This window comes from Billgrantia aerodenitrificans, assembly GCF_021404405.1.
Lineage (GTDB): Bacteria > Pseudomonadota > Gammaproteobacteria > Pseudomonadales > Halomonadaceae > Halomonas > Halomonas aerodenitrificans.
In genome coordinates this window covers 259,442-281,028 of sequence record NZ_JABFTV010000005.1, presented here as the reverse complement: position 1 = coordinate 281,028, position 21,587 = coordinate 259,442, and the positions used below count along the sequence as shown (strand labels likewise).

The following is a 21,587-nucleotide window of genomic DNA, read 5'->3' as shown; positions in this document are numbered from 1 at the left end:
GCATGCCTGCCCAGCACGAGCATCGAAGCAGGACCGCCTGACGGCGGTCCTGGTTCGGCACACGAGAGTCTCGGTACCGTCTGTGTCGGCCCATCAGCGGGTCCCGGTAGCCGTTCCGGTTCCGGTACCTGTGCCGGCGGCAATCACCACGCCAATGCCGGCGGCACCGCGATTCACGGCGCCGGCAAGCGCCTGGCCGGAATTGCCTGGGGCTGCCCCGGCCGCTCCAAGGCCGGTAGTGAGCCCGCCGCCGGCTACGGCGGCCGGTGCAGGCGTGTTGGCCGAGTTGCCAGGTGCCCCCTGGGTGCCTTGCGGCAATGTGGCCTGCTGCGCCAGCGCCAAAGGCGCAAGGGCGAGCAAGGCCACGCCCGCCAGGGCGGCGGCATGATGCCTGGCCATCTTCAGTGAGTGCATAGGGTTCTTCTCCTTTGTTGCGCCGGACTCTTCCGGCGGGGCGAATGGCCGGAGAGCGCACCCCGCCAATAAAAACGGGATGGACTGTCCGGCCTGCCTGCGAGAGCAGGCAATGCAAAAAACTTAATGATAATTAGCCGGCGAGTCCTGTCTGTGCTGGGCGTTAAGGATATGGGGAGAAATAAATAACTCAATACCTTTTGTGTTTGAAGAAACCAAGATTTTTCTTCTGTTTCTAAAGTAACAAGAAATGTAAAAAAATGTATAAATTGGCTTTTGGATGATGACAAGCCCCAAAAAAGAGGTATTCTGGCCTTCACTCAAGTGGGCGCCTTACATGGACGAGAGGACCCTGCACCTCATCTAGGCTTCTTAGGTTGTCATTGCGCCACGGCTAATGCTGTGGATTATTTTTTATCTAAAATCAATTACTTGTAGTGGCCTCGGGGATTGCCGCATAACTTCGTGGCGGTAGCGTGTCTGCAGAAGTGAAAGAAATTAAAGGTCCTGGCTTGCCAAAGTGTATTTTGTTGTCGGTAAATGAAGGCAGGTTTGTGGAATCTTTACGACAGTGTAAGGGTGGGGTTGTCGCTAGATTTAGACATGCTGTGTCGTGAGAAACTGTCATGTCGATATTGATGAGTCGATATGCGTGAAGTCGCTTTGTTCTTCTTTGTGTCACTGAATGGAGACGCGGTGGAATAAAATAAGAGACATATAGAGGCTCGCTAAAGCGACAAATTCGAGACAAATAAAAGTCAAATGGGCAGGGCGGGTTAATTTGGCCATGCGAGAACAGTCAATGAAGCATTATTCCTTGCGTACGCGAATGAGTCGTGTGCTCTTGTCCTGCAGCGTGTTGCTCATGGGGGGGTGCGCCTTTGCCCCCGGTGGCCACATCGACTATCGCACGGATGCAGCGCCCATCGACGATCTGGTCGACATCGAGCCGATCACCTTTGGCCTGGTGCGAGCGCTGCGGCAGGAGCGTCGGCAAGTCGAAGATTTCAGCAGGGGCGGCGAGGCGCTGCAGCAGGACATCGATGGTTACGACTACTACATCGGCAAAGGCGATGTGCTCACCGTCATCGTCTATGGTCATCCGGAGCTGACCATTCCCGCCGGGGGGGAGCGCAGCGCCGCCGAGTCGGGCAACACCGTGCACAGCGACGGCACCATCTTCTATCCCTTCATCGGCCGGATCCCCGTGGAGGGGCGCACGGTGCGGGAGGTGCGCGACGTCATAGCCCGCGGCCTCGAGCCTTATGTGGCCATGCCGCAGGTAGAAGTCCAGGTCGCCCAGTACAACTCGCAGCGGGTCAATGTGACCGGTGCGGTAGCCGACCCCGGCCCGCTGCCGATCCGCAACGTGCCGCTGACCGTGCTCGATGCCATCAGTCAGTCCGGCGGTTTGTCGGACCACGCCAATTGGCATGACGTGCTGCTGACCCGGGACGGCGAAGAGATCCGCCTTTCGCTCCACGAAATGCTCAATCGCGGCCGGCTCGACCGGAACCTGCTGCTGCGGGCCGGCGACGTCTTGCACGTTCCCGACAACAGCGACCAGAAGGTCTACGTCATGGGCGAGGTGCGCGAGCCGCGGAGTCTGTCGATGGGAGCGAACCGGTTGACGTTGACCGAGGCACTGTCAGAGGCCGGCGGCATCAACGAGGGCAATGCCAACGCCTCGGGCATCTTCGTCATCCGACGGGCGCCGGAGGAGAGCGACAAGCTGGCCACGGTGTATCAGCTCGATGCCCGCAATGCCACGGCGCTGATGCTGGGCGCCGAGTTCGCTCTCGAGCCCACCGACGTGATTTACGTGACGACGACGCCGCTGGGACGTTGGAACCGCGTGGTGCGTCAGATCCTGCCCACCGTCAGCAGCATCTACCAGACCACCCGTACTGGGCGTGAGCTGGAACGGATCGGCGAATAGGGCAGCAGAAAACAGGAGCAGTGATGTTTCAGGACCTTCTCGTGGTGTGTACCGGCAACATCTGTCGCAGTCCGGTGGGGGAGGCGCTGCTCGCCCAGGCATTGCCGGGGCATCGTGTCGCTTCCGCCGGTCTGGGGGCGCTGGTCGGTCACCCGGCCGATGCTACCGCTGCGCGGCTGGCCGAGGCCGATGGGCTCGATCTCTCCGCGCACCGCGCACGTCAGATCGATGCCGAGATGGTCAGGCAGGCCGACCTGATTCTGGTGATGAGCGAGGGGCAGCGACTCGCCATCGCCGAGCGCTTTCCCTTTGCCACCGGCAAGACCATGCGCTTCGGGCGCTGGCTGCCCGGCATGGAGGGTGATGGGGACGACATCCCCGATCCTTACCGCAGGAACGAAGAGGTCTTCGAGCGCGTACATCGTCAGCTTACCGAGGCGGCTCGTCTGTGGCAGGCCCGTCTGGCTAGTCCTCCTGGCTAGTCCGTCTAGACAGTCCCGCGAGGCTGACGCGAACGACCACCTTCACACCAGGGATTCCATGATGGTGAAAGAGAGCAAGACGGGCTCGCGCCCGGGCTATGACGATATCGATCTGGGTAGGCTGCTTGGCGTCCTGCTCGACAACAAGTGGCTGATCATGCTGGTGACGGCGCTGTTCGCCGTGGCCGCCGTGATCCACGTGCAACTGGCCACCCCGATCTATCGTGCCGATGCCCTCGTGCAGGTGGAGGGCAAGACCGGGCTCAGCAATCCGCTGGCCGAGGTGCGTTCTTTTCTCGGCGACGAGCCCAAGGCCGACGCCGAGCTCGAGATCCTGCGCTCGCGCATGGTGCTGGGTCAGGCTGTCGATCAGGAGCGACTCGACATTTCCGTGACACCCGCGCGCTTTCCGTTCGTCGGCGACTTTCTGGTGCGGCGCGGCATGGAGCGCCCCGGATTCTCCCGGCGCAGTGTGTGGGCCGGCGAATATCTCAACGTCGGTGAGCTGCGGGTCGATGATGAGTGGCTGGGGCGGGCGATGCGCCTGGTGGCAGGCGAAGGCGGCAGCTATCGCCTGTACCACGGCGACTCGCTGCTTGGCGAAGGCCGTGTCGGTGCGACGGAGCACTTCGCCGACGGCGCCGTCGAGCTGCGTGTTGCGGAGCTGGAGGCCGCCGAAGGGGCAGAGTTCACTGTGGTGCGACGTACCCGTCTGGCCGCCATCAACCAGCTGCGCGGTCGTTTCAGCGTCAACCAGCGCGGTCGTGACAGCGGCGTGTTCAACATGACGCTGCTGGACGAAGACCCCCGCCGTGCTCAGCGCACCCTGAGTGTGATCGGCCAGATCTATCTGACCCAGAACGTCGAGCGGCAGAGTGCCGAGGCCGAGCAGAGCCTGATCTTTCTCGAAGAGCAGGTGCCGGAGGTGCGTACCGACCTGGCGCGGGCCGAGGATGCCCTCAACGCCTTCCGCATGGAGCACGAGAGCGTCGATCTCAACATCGAGACGCGCTCGGTGCTGGACCGGGTGGTTGACCTCGATTCGCGACTCAGTGAGCTGGAAATGGAGCAGGCCGAGCTGAGTCGGCGCTACAACTCCTCGCACCCGCTGTATGCGGCGATGATGGAAAAGCGCAACAACCTGGAGCGTGACCGCGAGCGGCTCAACGAGCGCATTCATGCGCTGCCGGAAACCCAGCAGCAGATCCTGCGCATGTCGCGGGACGTGGAAGTCACCCAGCAGGTCTACGTGCAGCTGCTCAACAAGATCCAGGAGATGAGCATCACCAAGGCCAGCACGGTGGGCAACGTGCGCATTCTCGACGATGCCGTGGCGCAGCCGGGGCCGGTGGAGCCGCGTAAGCCGGTGACGGTGGTGATGATCACCTTGGTGGGCGGTTTCCTGGCGGTGGCCTTCGTCATCGTTCGCAGCATCCTCAATCGTGGCGTGGAGAGCGCCGACCAGTTGGAGGATCTGGGTCTGCCGGTGTACGCCACCGTGCCGCTGTCCGACGACCAGCAGAAGCTGGTGCGCAGGGTCAAGCGCAATCATCGGCGTCGTGGGCGCAGCGTGGCCTGTGGGGTGCTGGCACAGAATGCGCCCGACGACACCGCCGTCGAGGCCCTGCGTGGACTGCGTACTTCACTGCACTTCGCCATGCTCGAGGCCGCCGACAACCGGCTGATGATCACCGGGCCGAGCCCCAACATCGGCAAGAGCTTCATCAGCGTCAATCTGGGGGCGGTGATTGCCCAGGGCGGTCAGCGTGTGCTGGTGCTCGACGCTGACATGCGCAAGGGCCATGTGCATACCGCCTTCAATGCCGACAGCAAGGGCGGGCTCTCCGAGGTGCTGGCCGCAAAGGCCGAGCTCGACGAGGTGATACGCCAGTCGCCGATCAACGGGCTGAGCTATGTGGCTCGTGGCAAGGCGCCGCCCAACCCCGCCGAGCTGTTGATGAGCGAGCGCTTCGGCCAGCTGCTCGATGCGTTGAGTGAGCGCTTCGACCTGGTGATCGTCGACACCCCGCCCGTTCTCGCCGTGACCGATGCCGCCATCATCGGCCACCGCTGTGGCACCAGCCTGATGGTGGCGCGTTTCGGCCTCAACCCGCCGCGCGAGGTCGATGTTGCCATCCGGCGCCTCGAGAGCAGCGGCGTCACGGTCAAGGGCGGGATTCTCAACGCCATCGAGCGCAAGGCCGCCACCAGCTACGGCTATGGCTACTACCACTACGCCTACAAGACCACCCAGACCTGAGCGCCGGCTGCGTGCGGGTCTCTGTCCGGGCCCGCGGCGGCGGGCCGTTCCCTGGCGTAAGGCCGAGGTGTCGCGACGTTCGCGCGGCCGGCACGAGCGCCGATCACTACCACTCGAAAATCATGGAAGCGTCATGACCACTATCAAAGATCGTCTGATTGGCCGGCTCGAGAGCAAGGATGCCGTGATCGGGATCGTCGGGCTCGGCTATGTGGGGCTCCCCCTGATGTTGCGCTACAACGAGATCGGCTACCGAGTGCTGGGCATCGACATCGATTCAGGCAAGGTCGAGAAGCTCAACGCCGGGCGCAGCTACATCGAGCACATCTCCAGCGAGCGGATCGCCCAGGCCAGGGATACCGGCTTCGAAGCCACCGCGGACTTCTCCCGCGTGGCTGAGGCCGACGCCGTGATCCTGTGCGTTCCTACGCCGCTCAACAAGTATCGCGAGCCCGACATCAGCTTCGTGATCAACACCGTCGATGCGCTCAAGGCGCACTTGCGTGAAGGCCAGGTGATCTCGCTGGAGAGCACCACCTATCCCGGCACCACCGAAGAGGAGCTGCTGCCCCGCGTAGAAGAGGGTGAGCTCGAGGTCGGTGAGTCGCTGTTCCTGGTCTATTCGCCGGAGCGCGAGGACCCGGGCAACCCCGACTTCGAGACCCGCACCATCCCCAAGGTGGTGGGCGGGCACACACCGGCCTGTCGTGAGGTGGGGGTGGCGCTCTATCGCCCCGCCATCGATCAGGTGGTGCCGCTGAGCTCAACCCGGGCCGCCGAGATGACCAAGCTGCTCGAGAACATTCATCGTGCGGTGAACATCGGCCTGGTCAACGAGATGAAGATCGTCGCCGACCGTATGGGCATCGACATCTTCGAAGTGGTGGATGCCGCCGCCACCAAGCCGTTCGGCTTCACCCCGTATTACCCCGGACCGGGGCTGGGTGGGCACTGCATTCCCATCGATCCCTTCTATTTGACCTGGAAGGCCCGGGAATACGGCCTGCACACCCGTTTCATCGAGCTGTCTGGCGAGATCAACCAGGCCATGCCCGACTACGTGGTGAACAAGCTGATCGAAGGGCTCAATCAGCGCGGCAAGGCGCTGAAGGGCAGTCGCGTACTGGTACTCGGCATTGCCTACAAGAAAAACGTCGACGACATGCGCGAGTCGCCGTCGGTATTCATCATGGAGCGCATCCGCGACCGAGGTGCTGAAGTGGCCTACAGCGACCCCCACGTGCCGTCCTTCCCGCCCATGCGTGAGCATCACTTCGATCTCGAGAGCGTACCGCTGTCGCCGGCTGCGCTGGCCGAGTACGACGCCGTGATCCTTGCCACCGACCATGATCGCTTCGACTACGACATGATCCGTGCCCATGCCCGTCTGATCGTCGACACCCGCGGGATCTACCGCGGCGAGAGCGATGAGCGGGTGATCAAGGCCTGATCCATGTCCAACCCACAGGTAAACGCCATGAAATACTTCGCTCTGATCGGTGCTGCCGGCTATATCGCCCCGCGCCACATGAAGGCCATCAAGGAAACCGGCAACCACCTGGCCATGGCCTACGACGTCAATGACTCCGTCGGCATCATCGATTCGATATCGCCGGAGAGCGAGTTCTTCACCGAGTTCGAACGCTTCATCGAGAGCGCCTGGCAGCGCAAGCGTGACCCTTACACGGCGCTCGACTACGTCTCTGTGTGCTCGCCCAACCATCTGCACCACGCCCACATCGCCGCCGGCCTGCGACTGGGCTGCAACGTGATCTGCGAGAAGCCGCTGGTGCCCACTCCGGCGCTGCTCGACGAGCTGGAGAAGGTGGAGAAGGAGACCGGGCGCCGCGTGTTCAACATCCTGCAGCTGCGCCACCATCCGGCCATTCTCGAACTCAAGGAGCGGGTGGCCACCACGCCCCGTGACGACAAGTACGACGTCGAGCTTACCTACATCACCTCGCGTGGCAAGTGGTACCACGAAAGCTGGAAGGGCGATCCGCGCAAGTCCTTCGGCGTAGCGACCAATATCGGCGTGCACTTCTTCGACATGCTGCATTACGTGTTCGGCGATCTCGAGCGCAACGTGGTGCACTACCTGGACGAGCAGCGTGCCGCGGGTTATCTGGAGTACCGCAAGGCGCGGGTGCGCTGGTTCCTCTCGATCGACAGCAACGACCTGCCGAGCAGCGTGCAGGGCGAACAGCGCACCTACCGTTCGATCCTCTGCGAAGGGCGTGAGATCGAGTTCTCGGGTGGCTTCACCGACCTCCACACCGTGTCCTATCAGGAGATCCTGGCCGGTCGCGGCTTTGGCCTCGACAGCGCCCGTCACTGCATCGAAACCGTCGATACCATTCGCAACGCGGTGCCGGAAATGCCGGTGCGCGGCGAAGCGCACCCCTGCCTCAAGCGCCATCTGATGTGAGGTGTGCCATGCAGACTCAAGCACAAGAGAACCGTTACCCCGGCGTGCAGATTCACTCCAGTGCAATCGTCGATGAGGGAGCGCAGATCGGTGAGTCGTCCTATGTCTGGCACTTCGTCCACGTATGCAGTGGGGCTCGCATCGGCCGCGGCGTATCGCTGGGGCAGAACGTCTTCGTCGGCAATCGGGTGGTCATCGGCGACGGTTGCCGGGTGCAGAACAACGTGTCGGTGTACGACAACGTCACTCTCGAGGCGGGCGTCTTCTGTGGCCCCAGCATGGTCTTCACCAACGTCTACAACCCGCGCTCGCAGGTCGAGCGCAAGAGTGAGTATCGCGACACCCTGGTGCGTGAAGGGGCGACCCTGGGCGCCAACTGCACCATCGTCTGTGGCGTGACCATCGGCCGCTACGCCTTTGTCGGGGCGGGGGCGGTAGTCAACCGCGACGTGCCCGACTTCGCCCTGATGCTGGGCGTGCCGGCCCGTCAGCAGGGCTGGATGAGCCGCCATGGCGAACGCCTGGAGCTGCCGTTGGAAGGTGAGGGTGAAGCGGTGTGTCCGCACACCGGCGATCGCTACCGGCTGCAAGGCGGCACGCTCACCTGTCTCCCGGCGCAGCAGGATGCCCCATCTACCGTTAAGGACAACGGACGCATGGAATTCATCGACCTCAAGGCCCAGCAGGTGCGTATTCGTGAGCGCATCAACGCCGGCATCCGCAACGTGCTCGAGCACGGCAAGTACATTCTCGGTCCGGAAGTGGACGAGCTCGAGGCGAGGCTGGCCGATTACGTCGGTGTGCGCCACTGCATCACCTGCGCCAACGGCACTGATGCGCTGCAGATCGCACAGATGGCGCTGGGGATTGCCCCCGGCGACGAGGTGATCACTCCCGGGTTCACCTACATTGCCACCGCCGAAACGGTCGCGCTGCTGGGTGCGCGTCCGGTCTACGTGGATGTCGACCCGCGCACCTACCTGCTCGATCCCGAGAAGCTCGAGGCGGCGATCACGCCGCGCACCCGTGCGATCATTCCGGTGTCGCTGTATGGCCAGTGTGCCGACATGGACGCCATCAACGAGATCGCCGCCCGCCACGGTATCCCGGTGATCGAGGATGGCGCCCAGAGCTTCGGTGCCACCTATCGCGGACGGCGCTCCTGCAGCCTGTCGAGCATTGCCACCACCTCGTTCTTCCCCAGCAAGCCGTTGGGCTGCTACGGCGACGGTGGGGCGTTGTTCACCGATGATGACGAGCTGGCCAAGGTGCTGCGCCAGATCGCGCGACACGGTCAAGGCCGACGCTATTACCACGTCAGGATCGGCATCAACAGCCGGCTGGATACGCTGCAGGCCGCCATCCTGCTGCCCAAGCTCGACATCCTCGACGAGGAGCTGCTGCTCAGGGAGCAAGTAGCCGAGCGCTATGGTCGCCTGCTGCAGCACCATGGTTTCACGGTGCCCCATGTGGCGCCCTACAACACCAGCGCCTACGCCCAGTACACGGTGGAGGTCGACGATCGCGAAGTGGTGATCGCGCGTCTGGCCGAGGCCGGCATACCTACCGCCGTGCACTATCCGATTCCGCTCAACAAGCAGCCGGCGGTGGCCGACCCGGGCGTCGACCTGCCGATCGGCAACCGGGCGTCGCGCCGCGTGATCAGCCTGCCGATGCATCCGTACCTCACGGCCGAGGATCAGCAGCGCATCGTCGCGGCGTTGGCAGAGGCGGTGGCGTGAGCCGTCGGTCAGGAGAGAGATCACGTGCTGAATCGGCTCGTCGTACCGGCAAGGAAGCTACTGCCGACCCATGCCTTCGCCCGTGGCGTCAGTGTGCTGGTGGGAGGCACGGCAGGGGCGCAGCTGTTGACGCTGCTTGCCGCGCCGCTGTTGACCCGCCTCTACGCGCCGGAGGATTTCGGCCTGCTGGCGGTGTACGGAGGTTTGCTGGCGCTCTTTACCGTGGTTGCCAGCGGTCGCTACCAGCTGGCGATTCCGCTGCCCGAAACCGAGCGCGAGGCGTCGGCGGTGCTGGCGCTCAGCCTGCTGGTGGTGTGCTTGACCACCATGGTGTCGCTGCTGCTGGTGGCGCTGGGTGGCAGGGGATTGGCCGAGCTGTTGGGCGTACCTGCGTTGGCGCCGTGGCTGTGGTTGTTGCCGCTGGGTGTGGCCTTTGCCGGCGGTTATCAGGCCGTCAGCCACTGGGCGGTGCGCACGCGTGCCTTCTCGACCATTGCCGCGACCCGGATCAAGCAGTCCCTGGCGCTGCTGACCATTCAGCTCTTGGCCAGCCCGATGGGTGGGGCCGGGCTGCTGCTCGGTCATGCCGCGGGCCAGGGGGCAGGCACGCTGACGTTGGCGCGGCCGGCGCTGCGCGCGGTGCGCCAGCACGGCGTCACACCGAGAGAGGTGTGGGCGGTGGCACGGCGCTACTGCAAGTTTCCGCTGTTCTCCACCTGGTCGGGTCTGTTCAACACCTTGGGCAAACAGTTGCCGCCGCTGCTGTTCGCGGCCCTGTTCAGCCCGGTGGCGGCGGGGCTCTACGCCCTGGCACACCGTGTGTTGGCCATGCCCATGACGTTGATCGGCGAAGCCATAGGCAAGGTGTTCTTTGCCAGTGCCGCCGAGGCGCATCGCCGCGGCGAGCTGGGGGCGCTGGTCGCCAGGGTGCATGGCGTGCTGGCCCAGCTTGCCATGCCGGCGGCCATCGTTCTCGTGCTGAGCGGGCCGGAGCTGTTCGCACTGGTGTTCGGCCAGCGCTGGCGCGAGGCGGGCGAGTTCGCCCGCTGGATGGCGCCCTGGCTCTACATGGTGTTCATCACCTCACCGCTGAGCCATCTGTTCACGGTGCTCGAGCGTCAGGGGCAAGGGCTGATCTTCCAGACCGTTCTGCTCGTCGTGCGGGTGGCGGCCATCGCCACTGGTGCGGCGGCCAACGACCTGCTGCTGACGGTGGCGCTGTTCTCATTGGGCAGTGCCCTGTGCTGGATCGGCTTTCTCGCCTGGATTGCCCGGCTCACCGGCAATCGACCGGTCAGCCTGGCACTGTCCACGCTGACCGCGCTGCTGATGAGTCTGGCCCTGCTGGCGCCGCTGGTCGTCGTCGAGACGCTGGGGCCGGTCTGGCTGCCCTGGGGTGCCGCGCTGCTGCTCAGCGCCGCTCTGGTGGGAATTCGTTATCTCCTTCTGTTCCGTAAGGCGTACCAATGAGTTCGATACAGTGTCACTTCACTTCCCCCCGCTGGCAGGAGTGCGAGATCTCGGGAGGCCGCGGTTTCGTACGGGGCGCTGCCTGGCTGAACGGCCATTGTCTGTCTCCCGGCGGAGCGGTCAAGCAGCTCGATCAGGTGGAGGGAGTAGCCAGCTGGCGCAAGCGCATGAGCGATCTCAGCGGGTTCTACGCCATGGTGCGCCAGGTCGGCAATCACCTGGTGGCGGCCGTGGACCGCGTACGCTCGATCCCGCTGTTCTATGGGGTGGATGCCGGCAACGTCTTTCTCAGCGACGATGCCGACTGGGTCCGCCAGCAGGTCGGGGAAGAGCGGATCGATGCGGATGCCAGGGCCGATTTCGAGCTGGCCGGCTACGTGACCGGTGGCGATACCCTGTTTCGCCGCGTCAAGCAGCTGCGCGCCGGCGAAGCGCTGATCGTCAACGATTCCGACCTCGGCCTGACCCTCTCGTTGGAGCGCTACTTCCGCTTTCAGTACTACGGCATGTCGGACCGTGACGACAACCGGCGCTTGATCCGGCTCGAGGAGGTGGTCGACGAGGCCTGCGAGCAAATGGTCAGGATGGCGGGCGGGCGCACCATCGTCGTGCCCCTGAGCGGCGGTTACGACTCACGCCTCATTGCCACGCTGCTGGCGCGCTGCGAGTACCCCAAGGTGCTCACCTATGCCTACGGTCATCGCGACAATCGCGAAGCCAAGGTGAGCCGTGAGGTGGCACGTAGCCTGGGCCTGCCCTGGACCTTCGTCGAGTACAGCCAGTCGGCCTGGAGCGGCGTAGCCGACAGCGAGGAGTACTGGCGGTATCAGCAGTGGGCCTCAGGCTGGAACGCCATTGCCAACATGCAGGACTGGTTGGCCGTTAAGCTGCTGACCGAACAGGGCAAGGTCGAGCCGGGATCGCTGTTCGTGCCCGGCCACTGCTGTGTGACGGGCTTCCTGCTGTCGAGCGTGTTCGAGGCCAAGCGCGCGGGACGGCTGATGGAGGCCGGCGAGCTGAGTGAGGCGATTCGCCAGCGGCACTTCCTGCTCAACGCGAGCGAGGAGGGCAAGGCGCTCTTCGAGGAGCGCATACTGCCCCGCCTGGCACATGACTACACCCTGGACGAGGCGCTGGACCCCGACGAGTTCATTCGTCAGTTCATCCTCTTCGGCTGGCAGGAGCGACAGGCCAAATTCATCATCAATTCGGTGCGCTGCTTCGAGTTCTACGGCCATGACTGGTGGATGCCGCTCTACGAGCGGGACTTCATGGCCTTCTGGCAAGCGGTGCCCCGGCACTGGCTGGAGCGTCGCTCCGGGTATGTCACCTTCGTCGAGAATCTCTTCACTGAGGTCAGTGGGCACAGGGCGCCACTGGGCAACGCGTCTCAGCAGTCGCGGCAGAGCATGCGGGCCCGGCTGAGCCGGCTGGATGCTTTCCGTCGCGGCCCCGGCAGGCACATGAAGCGTCTGCTCAAGCGTATGGTTCCCGGCCTGGCCCAGGGCAATACGCTGGCATCCACCGGGCGCTTTCCGCCTGAGACCTTCGAGCGTCTGCGCTCCGAGGGTTACTCCCACAACGGGGTGGCGGCTCAGATGTTCCTCGAGAGGTTCGGCTGAGCCATGGCGTTCCATGCGTTGACCCGATACCTGCGCGTCGGCCTGGCCTCGGCTGGCCTGCTCGGTCGCAATCTCATCCAGGTTCGCCGTTACCGGGCCGTTCCTCTGCGCTGCCACGGGGCCTACCGGCTCTGCGGCATGAAGCGGGTGTATCTGGCTGAGGCGTTGTCGCTGTATGCCGAACTGCATGACGGCAAACCCCTCGATCTGCCCCGACGCTGGCTCTATCGCCTGGCGGGCGACCGCCTCGGTGTGGTGGCCCTGGACATCGAGGGGCGCGTGGTAGGGGCGGCCTTCTATGGCTTCACGCCTCGTGATCTGGCCGAGGGCAGGGTGCACTCGAGCTTCAGCGGGGTGCATCCGGCTCACCGTGGCCGTGGGCTCGCCACCGAGCTGCGGCGCAGCGCCATCCTGCATTTTCGCGACCACGGCGTGCGCGGTTACTCCGCACGTATCACTGCCGACAACATCGCGTCACTCAAGCCAAGCATGCGTCTCGGTTTTCGCATCGTCGAGCGTTATCACGATGCGGCAACTGGCGGGCAGCGCTTCTACCTGGTCTGCGACTTCGACGAGGACTATCGCGAAGCCGCGGCACCTGCCGCATCGCTCAAGACCGGGCCTTAGGCTGCGTACGAAAAGGAAAGCCGTACATGAGCAACGATCCTTTGTTTCATCCTGGATGGATCCGCTTCAACGAACAGCGCTGGAAGCTGAGCGCCGAGCCCTTGGTACTCACGCCCGAGAAGGGTGACGCCTGGCGCCTCGAGACGGTGCTCTATCGCAACCGGCAGGGGCGCCTGGTAACGCCGCCACGCAATCCGCATCTGCCGATCGACTTCCACTGCGCCAGTGAACGGCCTGCCTCGCGCAACCGGCGCAAGCGGCTGGCGTTGACGCGGCTGGCGGAACACCTGGAGCAGTGCGAATTCGGCGGCAGCCTGTCGCTCTCCTCGGTGGCGGACGACGTGCGCCCGTTCGAGTGGGCCAATATGGCGGCGCGGCCCCGGTACACCTACCACCTCGACATCGCCACCCGGGAGGAGGCCATCGATCCCAGCGCTCGCAAGAAGGCGCGCAAGTGCCGCCGGCTCGGCTATCGCTGCGAGGTGACCGAGGACTACGCCGCGGTGGCCGCATGCCTGGCCGGTCCGGAAGCGCGCAAGGGCTTCGACTATCGCCTCGACGTTGCGGAGCTGACGAGTCTGGCCGAGCTGATGGGGCCCGAGCACTTCGTCTGCTTCCTGGCGCGCAATGCCGAGGGCGAGGCGATGGGTACCCGGGTCTGCCTGTTCCAACCGGGCGGCCATGCCCTGGCCTGGTCGGCAGGCATGAAGACCGAGGCAATGAAAGATGGCGTGAACAACCTGGTGGCCGAGGAGGCGTTGGATTTCTTCGAGCGCCAGGGGTGCAGTGTCTTCGATTTCATCGGCGCCAACATTGCGCCGGTGGCGGAGATGAAGGAGGCCTGGGGTGGACGACTGGTGTGCCACTACTCGATCAGTCGACGAGGGATCCGTCAGTTGGCCCGTGAGGCATACGTCACGGCCCGCACAATGATGAAGAGGGAATCCAAGTGAACGAGATGACCGCACTCTACGACCGGAGTTCCCGGGCACGGCAGGGGGCCGCGCTGGACGCCGCGCGTCTGCCGGAAGATTCGTCTGCCGCCGCTACTGCCGGCGAACCGGTGCTGGCCTGGCTGGAGCAGGTTCTGCACGAGCGTTTCGGCCTGCCGCTGCGCCTGGAACGCGACGGCCCCGAGCGGCTTCACCTGCGCCACGTCGGCGAGCCAGGCCACATTCTGTTCGACCGCTTGCAGCCCGGGTTTTATCTGAGCGGCGTGGAGCTGCCCCATACCCAGTGGGATGCGGCAAGCGAAGGTTTCAGCGCCCCGCTGGACATGCCACTGCCGGCACCGGGAGCGGCCAGCCTGCCGCGCCCCCTCGTGGAGCCCATGACGGGCGGCCTGGCGATTCACTACGACATTCTCGGTCTGACCTTCTGGATGCTGTCGCGCCAGGAGGAGGTCGATGCCCAGGTACTCGACCGACATTGCCGTTTCCCTGCCAGCGCCTCCCATGCTGGCCGCCACGGCTACATCGAGCGGCCCGTGGTGGATGAATGGCTGGCCGTGCTGGGTCAGGTGATTCGCTGCCAATGGCCCCGGGCGGTGTTGCGCCAGCACTGCTTCACTCAGCGCCCGACCCACGACGTCGACCGCCCCAGCCGCTATGGCTTTGCCCATGACGTGCGTCTGGCGCGAGTGATCGCCGGCGACGTGCTGCGCAACCGTCGACCGCAGGCGCTGCTGGTGGCGCCATGGGTGCGCCTGCGCACCCGGCGTCGGCTGCACCCGCTGGATCCGCTCAATACCTTCGCCTGGTTGATGGACGTTTCCGAGCGACACGGTCTGACCAGCGCCTTCTATTTCATCTGCGGACGTACCGACCCGCGCAAGGATGCCGATTACGAGCCGGAACATCCGGCCATGCGGCACTTGATGCGACAGATACACGAGCGCGGCCACGAGATCGGCCTGCATCCCAGCTATCACACCTTCCGCAACCCCAAGGAGCTGGCCAACGAAGCCGAGCGCCTGCGCCGGGTATGTGCCGAAGAGGGGATCGAGCAAGAGCAGTGGGGCGGTCGCATGCACTATCTGCGCTGGCAGATGCCGCTGACGCTGCAGGGCTACGTTCAGGCGGGGCTCGATTACGACACCACGCTGGGCTATGCCGAAGCCCCCGGGTTCCGCTGTGGCACCTGCTTCGAGTATCCCGCTTTCGATCCGGTCAAGGGCGAGCCGCTGCCGCTGCGTATCCGCCCGCTCATTGCCATGGAGGCCTCGGTGATCTCGCCGCTCTACCTTGGGCTCGGCGTGGGCGAGGAGGCCTTCGAGTGCTTCAGCCGGCTCAAGGCCCGCTGCCGCGCGGTGGGGGGAACCTTCACTCTGCTGTGGCACAACTCGGAGCTGACCACGTCGGCCCAGCGGGCACTCTACCAGCGCGTGCTGGATGCTTGAGTATCCGGGGTAACGCTCATGATCCTTTCCGGTGATGCCCTGACCAAGCGTGTGTCGGCGCTGGGTTTCTTCGTGCTCTTCCCTGGGTTCATCCTCTATCACACCCTGGTGGCGATGGGGATGATCCCGGCCCTGCTGGGCGGTCTGTTCGGCGTGGTGTCGGTGATGCTGTTCGTCGTCTACTGCGCGCTGCTCTCTTCCCAGCTCCACGTGCTGCTGAGTGCGACCCGGGGTTATGCGCTGCTGACCTTCGCCTTCTTCGCCTATGTGCTGCTGTGGGCACTGGTCAACTTTGGCCTGGTGGGGGGCGGCATCATGCGTGCTGCGCTGATCCAGACCATCGAGACCCTGGTGCTGTGGCTGGTGCTGTTCATCATGGGGTACCGCGTGCCGCTGGATTCCCCGCGGCTGGCACGCGCCTTCTGGCTCGCCTTCGCACTGATCGCCGGCTATCTGCTGTTCCATGTGGCGACCACCGGCCAGTGGATGTTCTTTGCCCGACGCATGGTCGAGGAGGGCGGCGAGAACGTCTCCACCTATCAGGGCTATGCGCGCAGCGCCCTGGTGCTGCTGGTGTTCCTGATCGCGATCAGCGAGCGAGCCGTGGTACGGGCCGGACTGATCGTGCTTGGGGCCTTCGTCATGTTCGTGCTGGGGGCGCGCTCGGAGCTGTATGCCTTCCTCGCGCTGACGCTGGTACTGCTGCTGCTGTGGGCGGGCATGAGCGTCAAGTACATGCTGACCCTGCTGGCCGTCATCGCCGCCCTGATCGCCCTGGTGGTCAGCCAGTTCGAGGCGCTGGCGGGGAGTCGCCAGCTGCAGGTGCTCGACCTGTCGGGTACCAGTTCCTGGCTGGCGCGCCAGAACCTGGGGCAGCGCGCCAGCGAGCAGATACTGGCCAACCCTTTGCTGGGTCGCTTCGGCGGCCACATCAGATCGCCCGAAATCACCGGCGGCTATGCCCACAGCATGATCTCGGCCTGGGTCAACTACGGCCTGCTGGGCTTCGTGCTCTACCTCGGCCTTACCGTGAGTGCCTTCGTCGGCGCGACTTATCGCCTGCTTTTCGTCGGCGCGCGGGATGCCCGGTGGGTGTTCGCCTTCTCCATCAACTTCGTCTGCCTGCTGCTGATCGTACTGGCCAAGCCGGTTTTCTGGCCATTGCCCGCGCTGGGCTGGGGCGCCTTCGCCAATGCCCTGGTCACTTCACGTCAGCGGCAGAGCAGTGATGCCACGCAGCAAGCCGGGCCAGCCGGCACTCGCCGTGGCGCACCGGGGCAGCATGACGCTGCCAGGGATTCACAAGGATGCAACGACAATGAAAGTGGTACATCTGACCTCCGCCCATCCGCGCTTTGATACCCGGATCTTTCACAAGCAGTGCCGCTCGCTGGCCGCAGCCGGCTATTCGGTGACGCTGGTGGTGGCCGACGGCGAGGGAGACGAGGAGCGGGACGGCGTCTCCATCGTCGACGTAGGCAAGCTGCCCGGACGCCTCAATCGCGTGGTCAAGACCACGCAGCGCGTCCTCGAGCAGGCCAGGCAGCTGGATGCCGATATCTATCATCTGCACGATCCCGAGCTGATGCCGGTCGGGCGACGCCTCAAGCGGCAGGGCAAGTGTGTGGTCTACGACGCCCACGAAGACTTGCCGCGTCAGATGCTGGCCAAGCACTACCTGAACAAGTTCACACGGCACGTGCTGTCCCGCGGTGTCGAGACCTACCAGCGTCGGGTGTGCCGGCACTTCGATGCGGTGGTGGCGGCAACGCCCTACATTCGTGACCGCTTCGAGGAGTTCCATCCCCAGGTCGTCGACGTCAACAATTTTCCCATGCAGGGCGAACTCGACGGGGCGCCCGATGCACGCCTGACCTCCGCCGTCGGTGAGGCGCCGGCCGTCTGTTACGTCGGCGGTATTGCCGAGGTGCGTGGCATACGCGAACTCGTGCGTGCCATGGAGAGGGTCGAGCAGGAGTGCCGCCTGCAGCTCGCCGGCGATTTCAAGCAGCTCTCTCTCGAGCAGGAGGTGATGACCTATGCCGGCTGGGCGCGGGTGGAGGCCCACGGCTATCTCGACCGTGCCGGCGTGCGCCGGGTCATGGCCGGCTCCATCGCCGGGCTGGTGACCCTGCATCCGATCATCAACTACCTCGATGCCTTGCCGGTGAAGATGTTCGAGTACATGAGCGCCGGTCTGCCGGTGATCGCTTCCGACTTCCCCCTGTGGCGGGAGATCGTCGAGGGCAGCGACTGCGGCATCTGCGTCGATCCTCTCGACCCTGAGGCGATCGCCGAGGCCATCGACTTCATCGTGACCCATCCCGAGCGCGCCCGGGAAATGGGACGCAACGGCCAGCGGGCCGTCGCCGAGCGTTACAACTGGCAGCAGGAGGAACGCAAGCTGCTGGACACCTACCTCACTCTTTCCCGCTGATCTCTTTCCCGCTAACTGAGGATGGCATGAAACACGTCTGGATCCTGAATCACTATGCCAAGCATCCCGGTGCGGCCGGCGGCGCTCGTCACTATCAACTGGCCCGTCATTTACCCGACCAGGGCTGGCACGCCACGCTGATCGCCTCGAGCGTCGACCACCCCAGCGGCGAGCAGCGTCTCCACGAGGATGAGCGTTGGCGGGTGGAAAACTGCGGTGAAGTGCGCTTCCTGTGGCTGCGCACTTCCAGCTACCGCGGCAATGGCGGTGGACGCATGAAGAACATGCTGGAGTACGCCTGGCAGGCGGTACGGCCTTCGCGCCTGGCAGAGCTGGAGCGCCCCGACCTGATCATCGGCTCTAGCGTGCATCCTTTCGCCGCCCTGGCGGGCTGGTGGCTGGCTCGTCGCCACCGGGTGCCGTTCGTGTTCGAGGTGCGCGACCTGTGGCCGCAGACGCTGATCGACATGGGTCGCCTGCGCGAAGGGGCGCTGCTGACCCGGGCGCTGCGCGCGCTGGAAACCTTTCTCTATCGCCGTGCCCGCCGCGTGCTGACCCTGTTGCCCCGGGCGGTGGACTACATCGCTCCGCTGGGCGTGCCGAAGGAGCGCGTGGAGTGGCTCTCCAACGGGGTCGACCTGGCCGACTTTCCCGATCCCGGTCCGCCGGTTGCGCGGCCACGCGAGGTGCCGCTGACGCTGATGTATTTCGGCAGCCATGGCGAGGCCAACGGACTCTCGCACTTGCTGGAGGCAATGGCGATCGTCAAGCGGGATGCCAGCGGTGACGCCGTGCCGGTTCGACTGCGCCTGATCGGCGAAGGACCGGCCAAGCAGGCGCTGATACGTCAGGCCGGCTCGCTCGGGCTCGACGGGCGCTGGGTGAGCTTCGAGCCGCCGGTGGCCAAGCGCGAAATTCCGGCCCTGGCCAGCGAGGCCGACGCCTTCGTCATCACCGTGCGCGACCTGCCCAGGCTGTATCGCTTCGGTATCAGCATGAACAAGCTGTTCGACTACATGGCTGCGTCCCGCCCGGTGATCATCGCCTCGGCGGCGGTCAACGACCCGGTGGCCGAAGCGGGCGCGGGCATCACGGTGCCGCCGGAGGATCCGCTGGTGCTGGCCGAGGCGATCAAGCGCCTGGCGGCGCTGCCGGCCGAGGAGCGGGCTCGCATGGGGCGGGCGGGGCGGGCGCACATGGAAGCCGTCTACGACTACCGGATCCTGGCCGAGCGCCTGGCCGACATCATGAACGACGTCATGGATGAAAAACGATGAAGCGACTCTTCGATATCGTGGTTTCTCTGCTGGCTCTGATCCTGCTCTCCCCGGTCATGCTGGTCGTGGCACTGCTGGTGCGGCTCAAGCTCGGTGCGCCGGTGCTGTTCCGGCAGACCCGGCCGGGGCTCCACGGACGTCCTTTCGAGATGGTCAAGTTCCGCACCATGCTCGATGCGGTGGACGACAGCGGTCAGCCGCTGCCCAACGCCCAGCGCATGACCCGGCTGGGCAGCGTGCTGCGGGCCACTAGCCTCGACGAGCTGCCGGAGCTGTGGAATGTGCTCAAGGGCGACATGAGCCTGGTTGGACCGCGTCCGCTGCTGATGGAGTATCTGCCGCTCTATACGCCTCGCCAGGCCCGCCGCCATGAGGTGCGTCCGGGGGTGACCGGCTGGGCTCAGATCAATGGCCGCAATGCGCTCAGCTGGGAACAGAAGTTCGAACTCGACGTGTGGTACGTCGACAACCGCTCGCTGTGGCTCGACCTGCGCATCCTGCTGCTGACCGTAAAGAAGGTGCTGGTACGCGAGGGCATCGCCCACGACGGCGATGTCGCCATGCCCAGATTTCGTGGAGGGAGTCATCATGAGTAATCGCCGTCGCCTGGCCATTCTCGGTGCCAGCGGTCATGGCAAGGTCGTGGCCGACATTGCCATCCAGAGCGGCTGGCAGGATCTGACCTTCTATGACGATGCCTGGCCACGCATGACCCGGCACGAGCACTGGGAAGTGCGTGGCACCCTGCCCATGCTGCTGCACGATCTGCCCGGTTTCGATGGGGTGATCGTGGCCATCGGCCACAACGGCATTCGCGAGGCCAAGCTCGAGGCATTGCTGGCCCATGGCGCCCGGGTGGTCTCGCTGGTGCATCCACGCGCCACGGTCAGCCCTCTGGCCAAGCTGGGGCCCGGCTGCGTGGTGGTGGCAGGGGCCGTCATCAACGCCTTTGCCTCGCTTGGTGAAGGTTGCATCGTCAACACCTGCGCCAGCGTGGGGCACGACTGCCGGCTGGCGGCCTGTGTGCATGTCGCACCGGGCGCCAACGTGGCCGGCGACGTCGAGATCGGGCGTACCAGTTGGATCGGCGCCGGCGCCGCGGTACGCCAGGGCATGAACATCGGTGAAGGCGTGATGGTGGGCGCCGGAGCGGCAGTGGTCGCCGACGTCGGTGACCGCCAGGTGGTCGGTGGGGTGCCGGCGCGTCCGCTTTCGCCATCCTCGGCTGAGGCTGGTGCCGATCCTCTCTCCGACACCTCGAACGTACTTCGCCTGAACCTGCCTTCATCCCAAGGAAGACCGTAATGCTCAATGGACCTTTTTCCCCCTGGCCGGCCTTCTCCCAGGAAGAGGCCGATGCGGTGGCCCGCGTGCTGCTTTCCAATCGGGTCAACTACTGGACCGGCAGCGAATGTCGCGACTTCGAGCGGGAGTTCCGGCGTTTCGCCGACAGCGAATACGCCATCGCCGTGGCCAACGGTACCGTGGCGCTCGACCTCGCCCTGTACGGGCTCGGCATCGGCGAGAGCCCTGACGACGAGGTAATCGTCACCTCGCGAACCTTCCTGGCATCGGTTTCGAGCATCGTCATGGCCGGGGCCAGGCCGGTATTCGCCGACGTCGATCGCGATTCGCAGAACGTCACCGCCGCCAGCGTAGCCGAGAAGATCACGCCGCGTACCCGCGCCATCGTTGCCGTTCACCTGGCCGGCTGGCCCTGTGAAATGGATGAGCTGATGGCGCTGGCGGAGGAGCACGACCTGTACGTGATCGAGGACTGCGCCCAGGCCCACGGCGCGCGCTACCGCGGGCGCAGCGTAGGCAGCATCGGTCATGTGGGCTGCTGGTCGTTCTGTCAGGACAAGATCATGTCCACCGGCGGCGAGGGCGGCATGGTCACTACCAGCGATGCCGAGCTGTGGCAGCGCATGTGGGCCTTCAAGGATCACGGCAAGAGCTGGGAGGCAGTCTACGAGCGTGAGCACCCGCCCGGTTTTCGCTGGCTGCACGAAAGTTTCGGCACCAACTGGCGGCTCACCGAGATGCAGGCCGCCATCGGTCGCATCCAGCTCGACCGCATGTCCCGCTGGAAGGCGGCGCGACAGGCCCACGCCGGCCGTATCTGGCAGGCCGCGGCCAACTGCAAGGCGCTGCGTGTGCCCGAGATTCCCGCCCATTGCGAACATGCGGCCTACAAGTGCTACGTCTTCGTCGAGCCGCAGCGGCTGGCGCCGGGCTGGGACCGCGATCGCATCATGGCGGAGATCAATGCCGCCGGAGTGCCGTGCTTTTCCGGCTCCTGCTCGGAGGTGTACAGGGAAAAGGCATTCGATGGTACCGGCTGGCGCCCCGAGCGACCGCTGGCCGTGGCGCGTGAACTTGGCCAGACCAGCCTGATGTTCCTCTGTCACCCGACCCTGAGGGAGGCGGAGATCGCGCGAACCTGTGCGGTGCTGGAAGACGTGATGGCCAAGGCAACCGCCTGAGGCAT

18 protein-coding genes and 1 pseudogene are annotated in these 21,587 nt (G+C 64.9%); 18 read left to right on the top strand and 1 reads right to left on the bottom strand.

What is annotated here, in order from left to right:
* Positions 1-93: 93 nt before the first annotated feature.
* Positions 94-414 (bottom strand): hypothetical protein, encoded by a 321-nt coding sequence (locus HOP59_RS11775; RefSeq protein WP_234254076.1) that lies wholly within the window; start codon positions 412-414, stop codon positions 94-96.
* Positions 415-1,216: 802 nt separating this feature from the next.
* On the opposite strand from HOP59_RS11775, the gene HOP59_RS11770 reads away from it, so the two are divergent.
* From HOP59_RS11770 to HOP59_RS11685, 18 genes and pseudogenes are all read left to right on the top strand, one after another.
* The gene (locus tag HOP59_RS11770; protein ID WP_234254075.1) at positions 1,217-2,353 is read left to right on the top strand and encodes a polysaccharide export protein; all 1,137 of its coding nucleotides are present in this window, start codon (positions 1,217-1,219) and stop codon (positions 2,351-2,353) included.
* A 23-nt stretch (positions 2,354-2,376) separates the two neighbouring features.
* The gene (locus HOP59_RS11765; protein WP_234254074.1) at positions 2,377-2,835 is read left to right on the top strand and encodes a low molecular weight protein-tyrosine-phosphatase; all 459 of its coding nucleotides are present in this window, start codon (positions 2,377-2,379) and stop codon (positions 2,833-2,835) included.
* Positions 2,836-2,893: 58 nt separating this feature from the next.
* Positions 2,894-5,095: a polysaccharide biosynthesis tyrosine autokinase gene (locus HOP59_RS11760; RefSeq protein ID WP_338073332.1), complete on the top strand. Its 2,202-nt coding sequence runs from the start codon at positions 2,894-2,896 to the stop codon at positions 5,093-5,095.
* 133 nt (positions 5,096-5,228) lie between these two features.
* Positions 5,229-6,545, top strand: a complete 1,317-nt coding sequence (locus tag HOP59_RS11755; RefSeq protein ID WP_234254073.1) for a nucleotide sugar dehydrogenase — start codon at positions 5,229-5,231, stop codon at positions 6,543-6,545.
* Between the two features lie 27 nt (positions 6,546-6,572).
* A complete protein-coding gene (locus HOP59_RS11750) occupies positions 6,573-7,523 on the top strand; it encodes a Gfo/Idh/MocA family oxidoreductase (protein WP_234254072.1) in 951 nt (316 codons plus the stop codon).
* An 8-nt stretch (positions 7,524-7,531) separates the two neighbouring features.
* Positions 7,532-8,128, top strand: a pseudogene (locus HOP59_RS11745) (acyltransferase); the annotation flags it as partial.
* Between the two features lie 51 nt (positions 8,129-8,179).
* Positions 8,180-9,265, top strand: a complete 1,086-nt coding sequence (locus HOP59_RS11740; protein WP_234254115.1) for a DegT/DnrJ/EryC1/StrS family aminotransferase — start codon at positions 8,180-8,182, stop codon at positions 9,263-9,265.
* A 24-nt stretch (positions 9,266-9,289) separates the two neighbouring features.
* On the top strand, positions 9,290-10,735 hold the full coding sequence (locus HOP59_RS11735; RefSeq protein WP_234254071.1) for a lipopolysaccharide biosynthesis protein: 1,446 nt from the start codon (positions 9,290-9,292) through the stop codon (positions 10,733-10,735).
* Positions 10,732-12,357 carry an asparagine synthase-related protein gene (locus HOP59_RS11730; RefSeq protein ID WP_234254070.1) on the top strand — a complete coding sequence of 542 codons (1,626 nt, stop codon included), beginning with the start codon at positions 10,732-10,734 and terminating at the stop codon, positions 12,355-12,357. Before HOP59_RS11735 ends, HOP59_RS11730 begins: the two co-directional genes overlap by 4 nt.
* A gap of 3 nt (positions 12,358-12,360) precedes the next feature.
* The gene (locus HOP59_RS11725; protein ID WP_010628666.1) at positions 12,361-12,984 is read left to right on the top strand and encodes a GNAT family N-acetyltransferase; all 624 of its coding nucleotides are present in this window, start codon (positions 12,361-12,363) and stop codon (positions 12,982-12,984) included.
* 26 nt (positions 12,985-13,010) lie between these two features.
* Entirely contained in the window at positions 13,011-13,937 is a 927-nt protein-coding gene (locus tag HOP59_RS11720; protein WP_234254069.1) for a GNAT family N-acetyltransferase, read from the top strand.
* Positions 13,938-13,942: 5 nt separating this feature from the next.
* The gene (locus HOP59_RS11715; RefSeq protein ID WP_234254114.1) at positions 13,943-15,382 is read left to right on the top strand and encodes a polysaccharide deacetylase family protein; all 1,440 of its coding nucleotides are present in this window, start codon (positions 13,943-13,945) and stop codon (positions 15,380-15,382) included.
* Positions 15,383-15,400: 18 nt separating this feature from the next.
* A complete protein-coding gene (locus HOP59_RS11710) occupies positions 15,401-16,741 on the top strand; it encodes a hypothetical protein (RefSeq protein WP_234254068.1) in 1,341 nt (446 codons plus the stop codon).
* Complete coding sequence (locus HOP59_RS11705; protein ID WP_010628662.1) at positions 16,701-17,819, top strand: glycosyltransferase family 4 protein; 1,119 nt, start codon at positions 16,701-16,703, stop codon at positions 17,817-17,819. The genes HOP59_RS11710 and HOP59_RS11705 overlap by 41 nt, the downstream gene beginning before the upstream one ends.
* A 26-nt stretch (positions 17,820-17,845) precedes the next feature.
* Complete coding sequence (locus HOP59_RS11700; protein WP_234254067.1) at positions 17,846-19,096, top strand: glycosyltransferase family 4 protein; 1,251 nt, start codon at positions 17,846-17,848, stop codon at positions 19,094-19,096.
* Positions 19,093-19,692 (top strand): sugar transferase, encoded by a 600-nt coding sequence (locus HOP59_RS11695; protein ID WP_010628660.1) that lies wholly within the window; start codon positions 19,093-19,095, stop codon positions 19,690-19,692. Before HOP59_RS11700 ends, HOP59_RS11695 begins: the two co-directional genes overlap by 4 nt.
* Positions 19,685-20,401 (top strand): acetyltransferase, encoded by a 717-nt coding sequence (locus tag HOP59_RS11690; RefSeq protein ID WP_010628659.1) that lies wholly within the window; start codon positions 19,685-19,687, stop codon positions 20,399-20,401. Before HOP59_RS11695 ends, HOP59_RS11690 begins: the two co-directional genes overlap by 8 nt.
* A complete protein-coding gene (locus HOP59_RS11685; RefSeq protein ID WP_234254066.1) occupies positions 20,401-21,582 on the top strand; it encodes a DegT/DnrJ/EryC1/StrS family aminotransferase in 1,182 nt (393 codons plus the stop codon). Before HOP59_RS11690 ends, HOP59_RS11685 begins: the two co-directional genes overlap by 1 nt.
* The last annotated feature ends 5 nt before the right edge of the window (positions 21,583-21,587 follow it).

Coding starts and splice junctions, on each gene's coding strand:
- HOP59_RS11755 (WP_234254073.1), top strand. CDS start 5,229: ATGACCACTATCAAAGATCGTCTGATTGGCCGGCTCGAGAGCAAGGAT.
- HOP59_RS11695 (WP_010628660.1), top strand. CDS start 19,093: ATGAAGCGACTCTTCGATATCGTGGTTTCTCTGCTGGCTCTGATCCTG.
- HOP59_RS11770 (WP_234254075.1), top strand. CDS start 1,217: ATGAAGCATTATTCCTTGCGTACGCGAATGAGTCGTGTGCTCTTGTCC.
- HOP59_RS11685 (WP_234254066.1), top strand. CDS start 20,401: ATGCTCAATGGACCTTTTTCCCCCTGGCCGGCCTTCTCCCAGGAAGAG.
- HOP59_RS11710 (WP_234254068.1), top strand. CDS start 15,401: ATGATCCTTTCCGGTGATGCCCTGACCAAGCGTGTGTCGGCGCTGGGT.
- HOP59_RS11765 (WP_234254074.1), top strand. CDS start 2,377: ATGTTTCAGGACCTTCTCGTGGTGTGTACCGGCAACATCTGTCGCAGT.
- HOP59_RS11705 (WP_010628662.1), top strand. CDS start 16,701: ATGAAAGTGGTACATCTGACCTCCGCCCATCCGCGCTTTGATACCCGG.
- HOP59_RS11750 (WP_234254072.1), top strand. CDS start 6,573: ATGAAATACTTCGCTCTGATCGGTGCTGCCGGCTATATCGCCCCGCGC.
- HOP59_RS11715 (WP_234254114.1), top strand. CDS start 13,943: ATGACCGCACTCTACGACCGGAGTTCCCGGGCACGGCAGGGGGCCGCG.
- HOP59_RS11760 (WP_338073332.1), top strand. CDS start 2,894: ATGATGGTGAAAGAGAGCAAGACGGGCTCGCGCCCGGGCTATGACGAT.
- HOP59_RS11690 (WP_010628659.1), top strand. CDS start 19,685: ATGAGTAATCGCCGTCGCCTGGCCATTCTCGGTGCCAGCGGTCATGGC.
- HOP59_RS11720 (WP_234254069.1), top strand. CDS start 13,011: ATGAGCAACGATCCTTTGTTTCATCCTGGATGGATCCGCTTCAACGAA.
- HOP59_RS11775 (WP_234254076.1), bottom strand. CDS start 414: ATGCACTCACTGAAGATGGCCAGGCATCATGCCGCCGCCCTGGCGGGC.
- HOP59_RS11700 (WP_234254067.1), top strand. CDS start 17,846: ATGAAACACGTCTGGATCCTGAATCACTATGCCAAGCATCCCGGTGCG.
- HOP59_RS11740 (WP_234254115.1), top strand. CDS start 8,180: ATGGAATTCATCGACCTCAAGGCCCAGCAGGTGCGTATTCGTGAGCGC.
- HOP59_RS11730 (WP_234254070.1), top strand. CDS start 10,732: ATGAGTTCGATACAGTGTCACTTCACTTCCCCCCGCTGGCAGGAGTGC.
- HOP59_RS11725 (WP_010628666.1), top strand. CDS start 12,361: ATGGCGTTCCATGCGTTGACCCGATACCTGCGCGTCGGCCTGGCCTCG.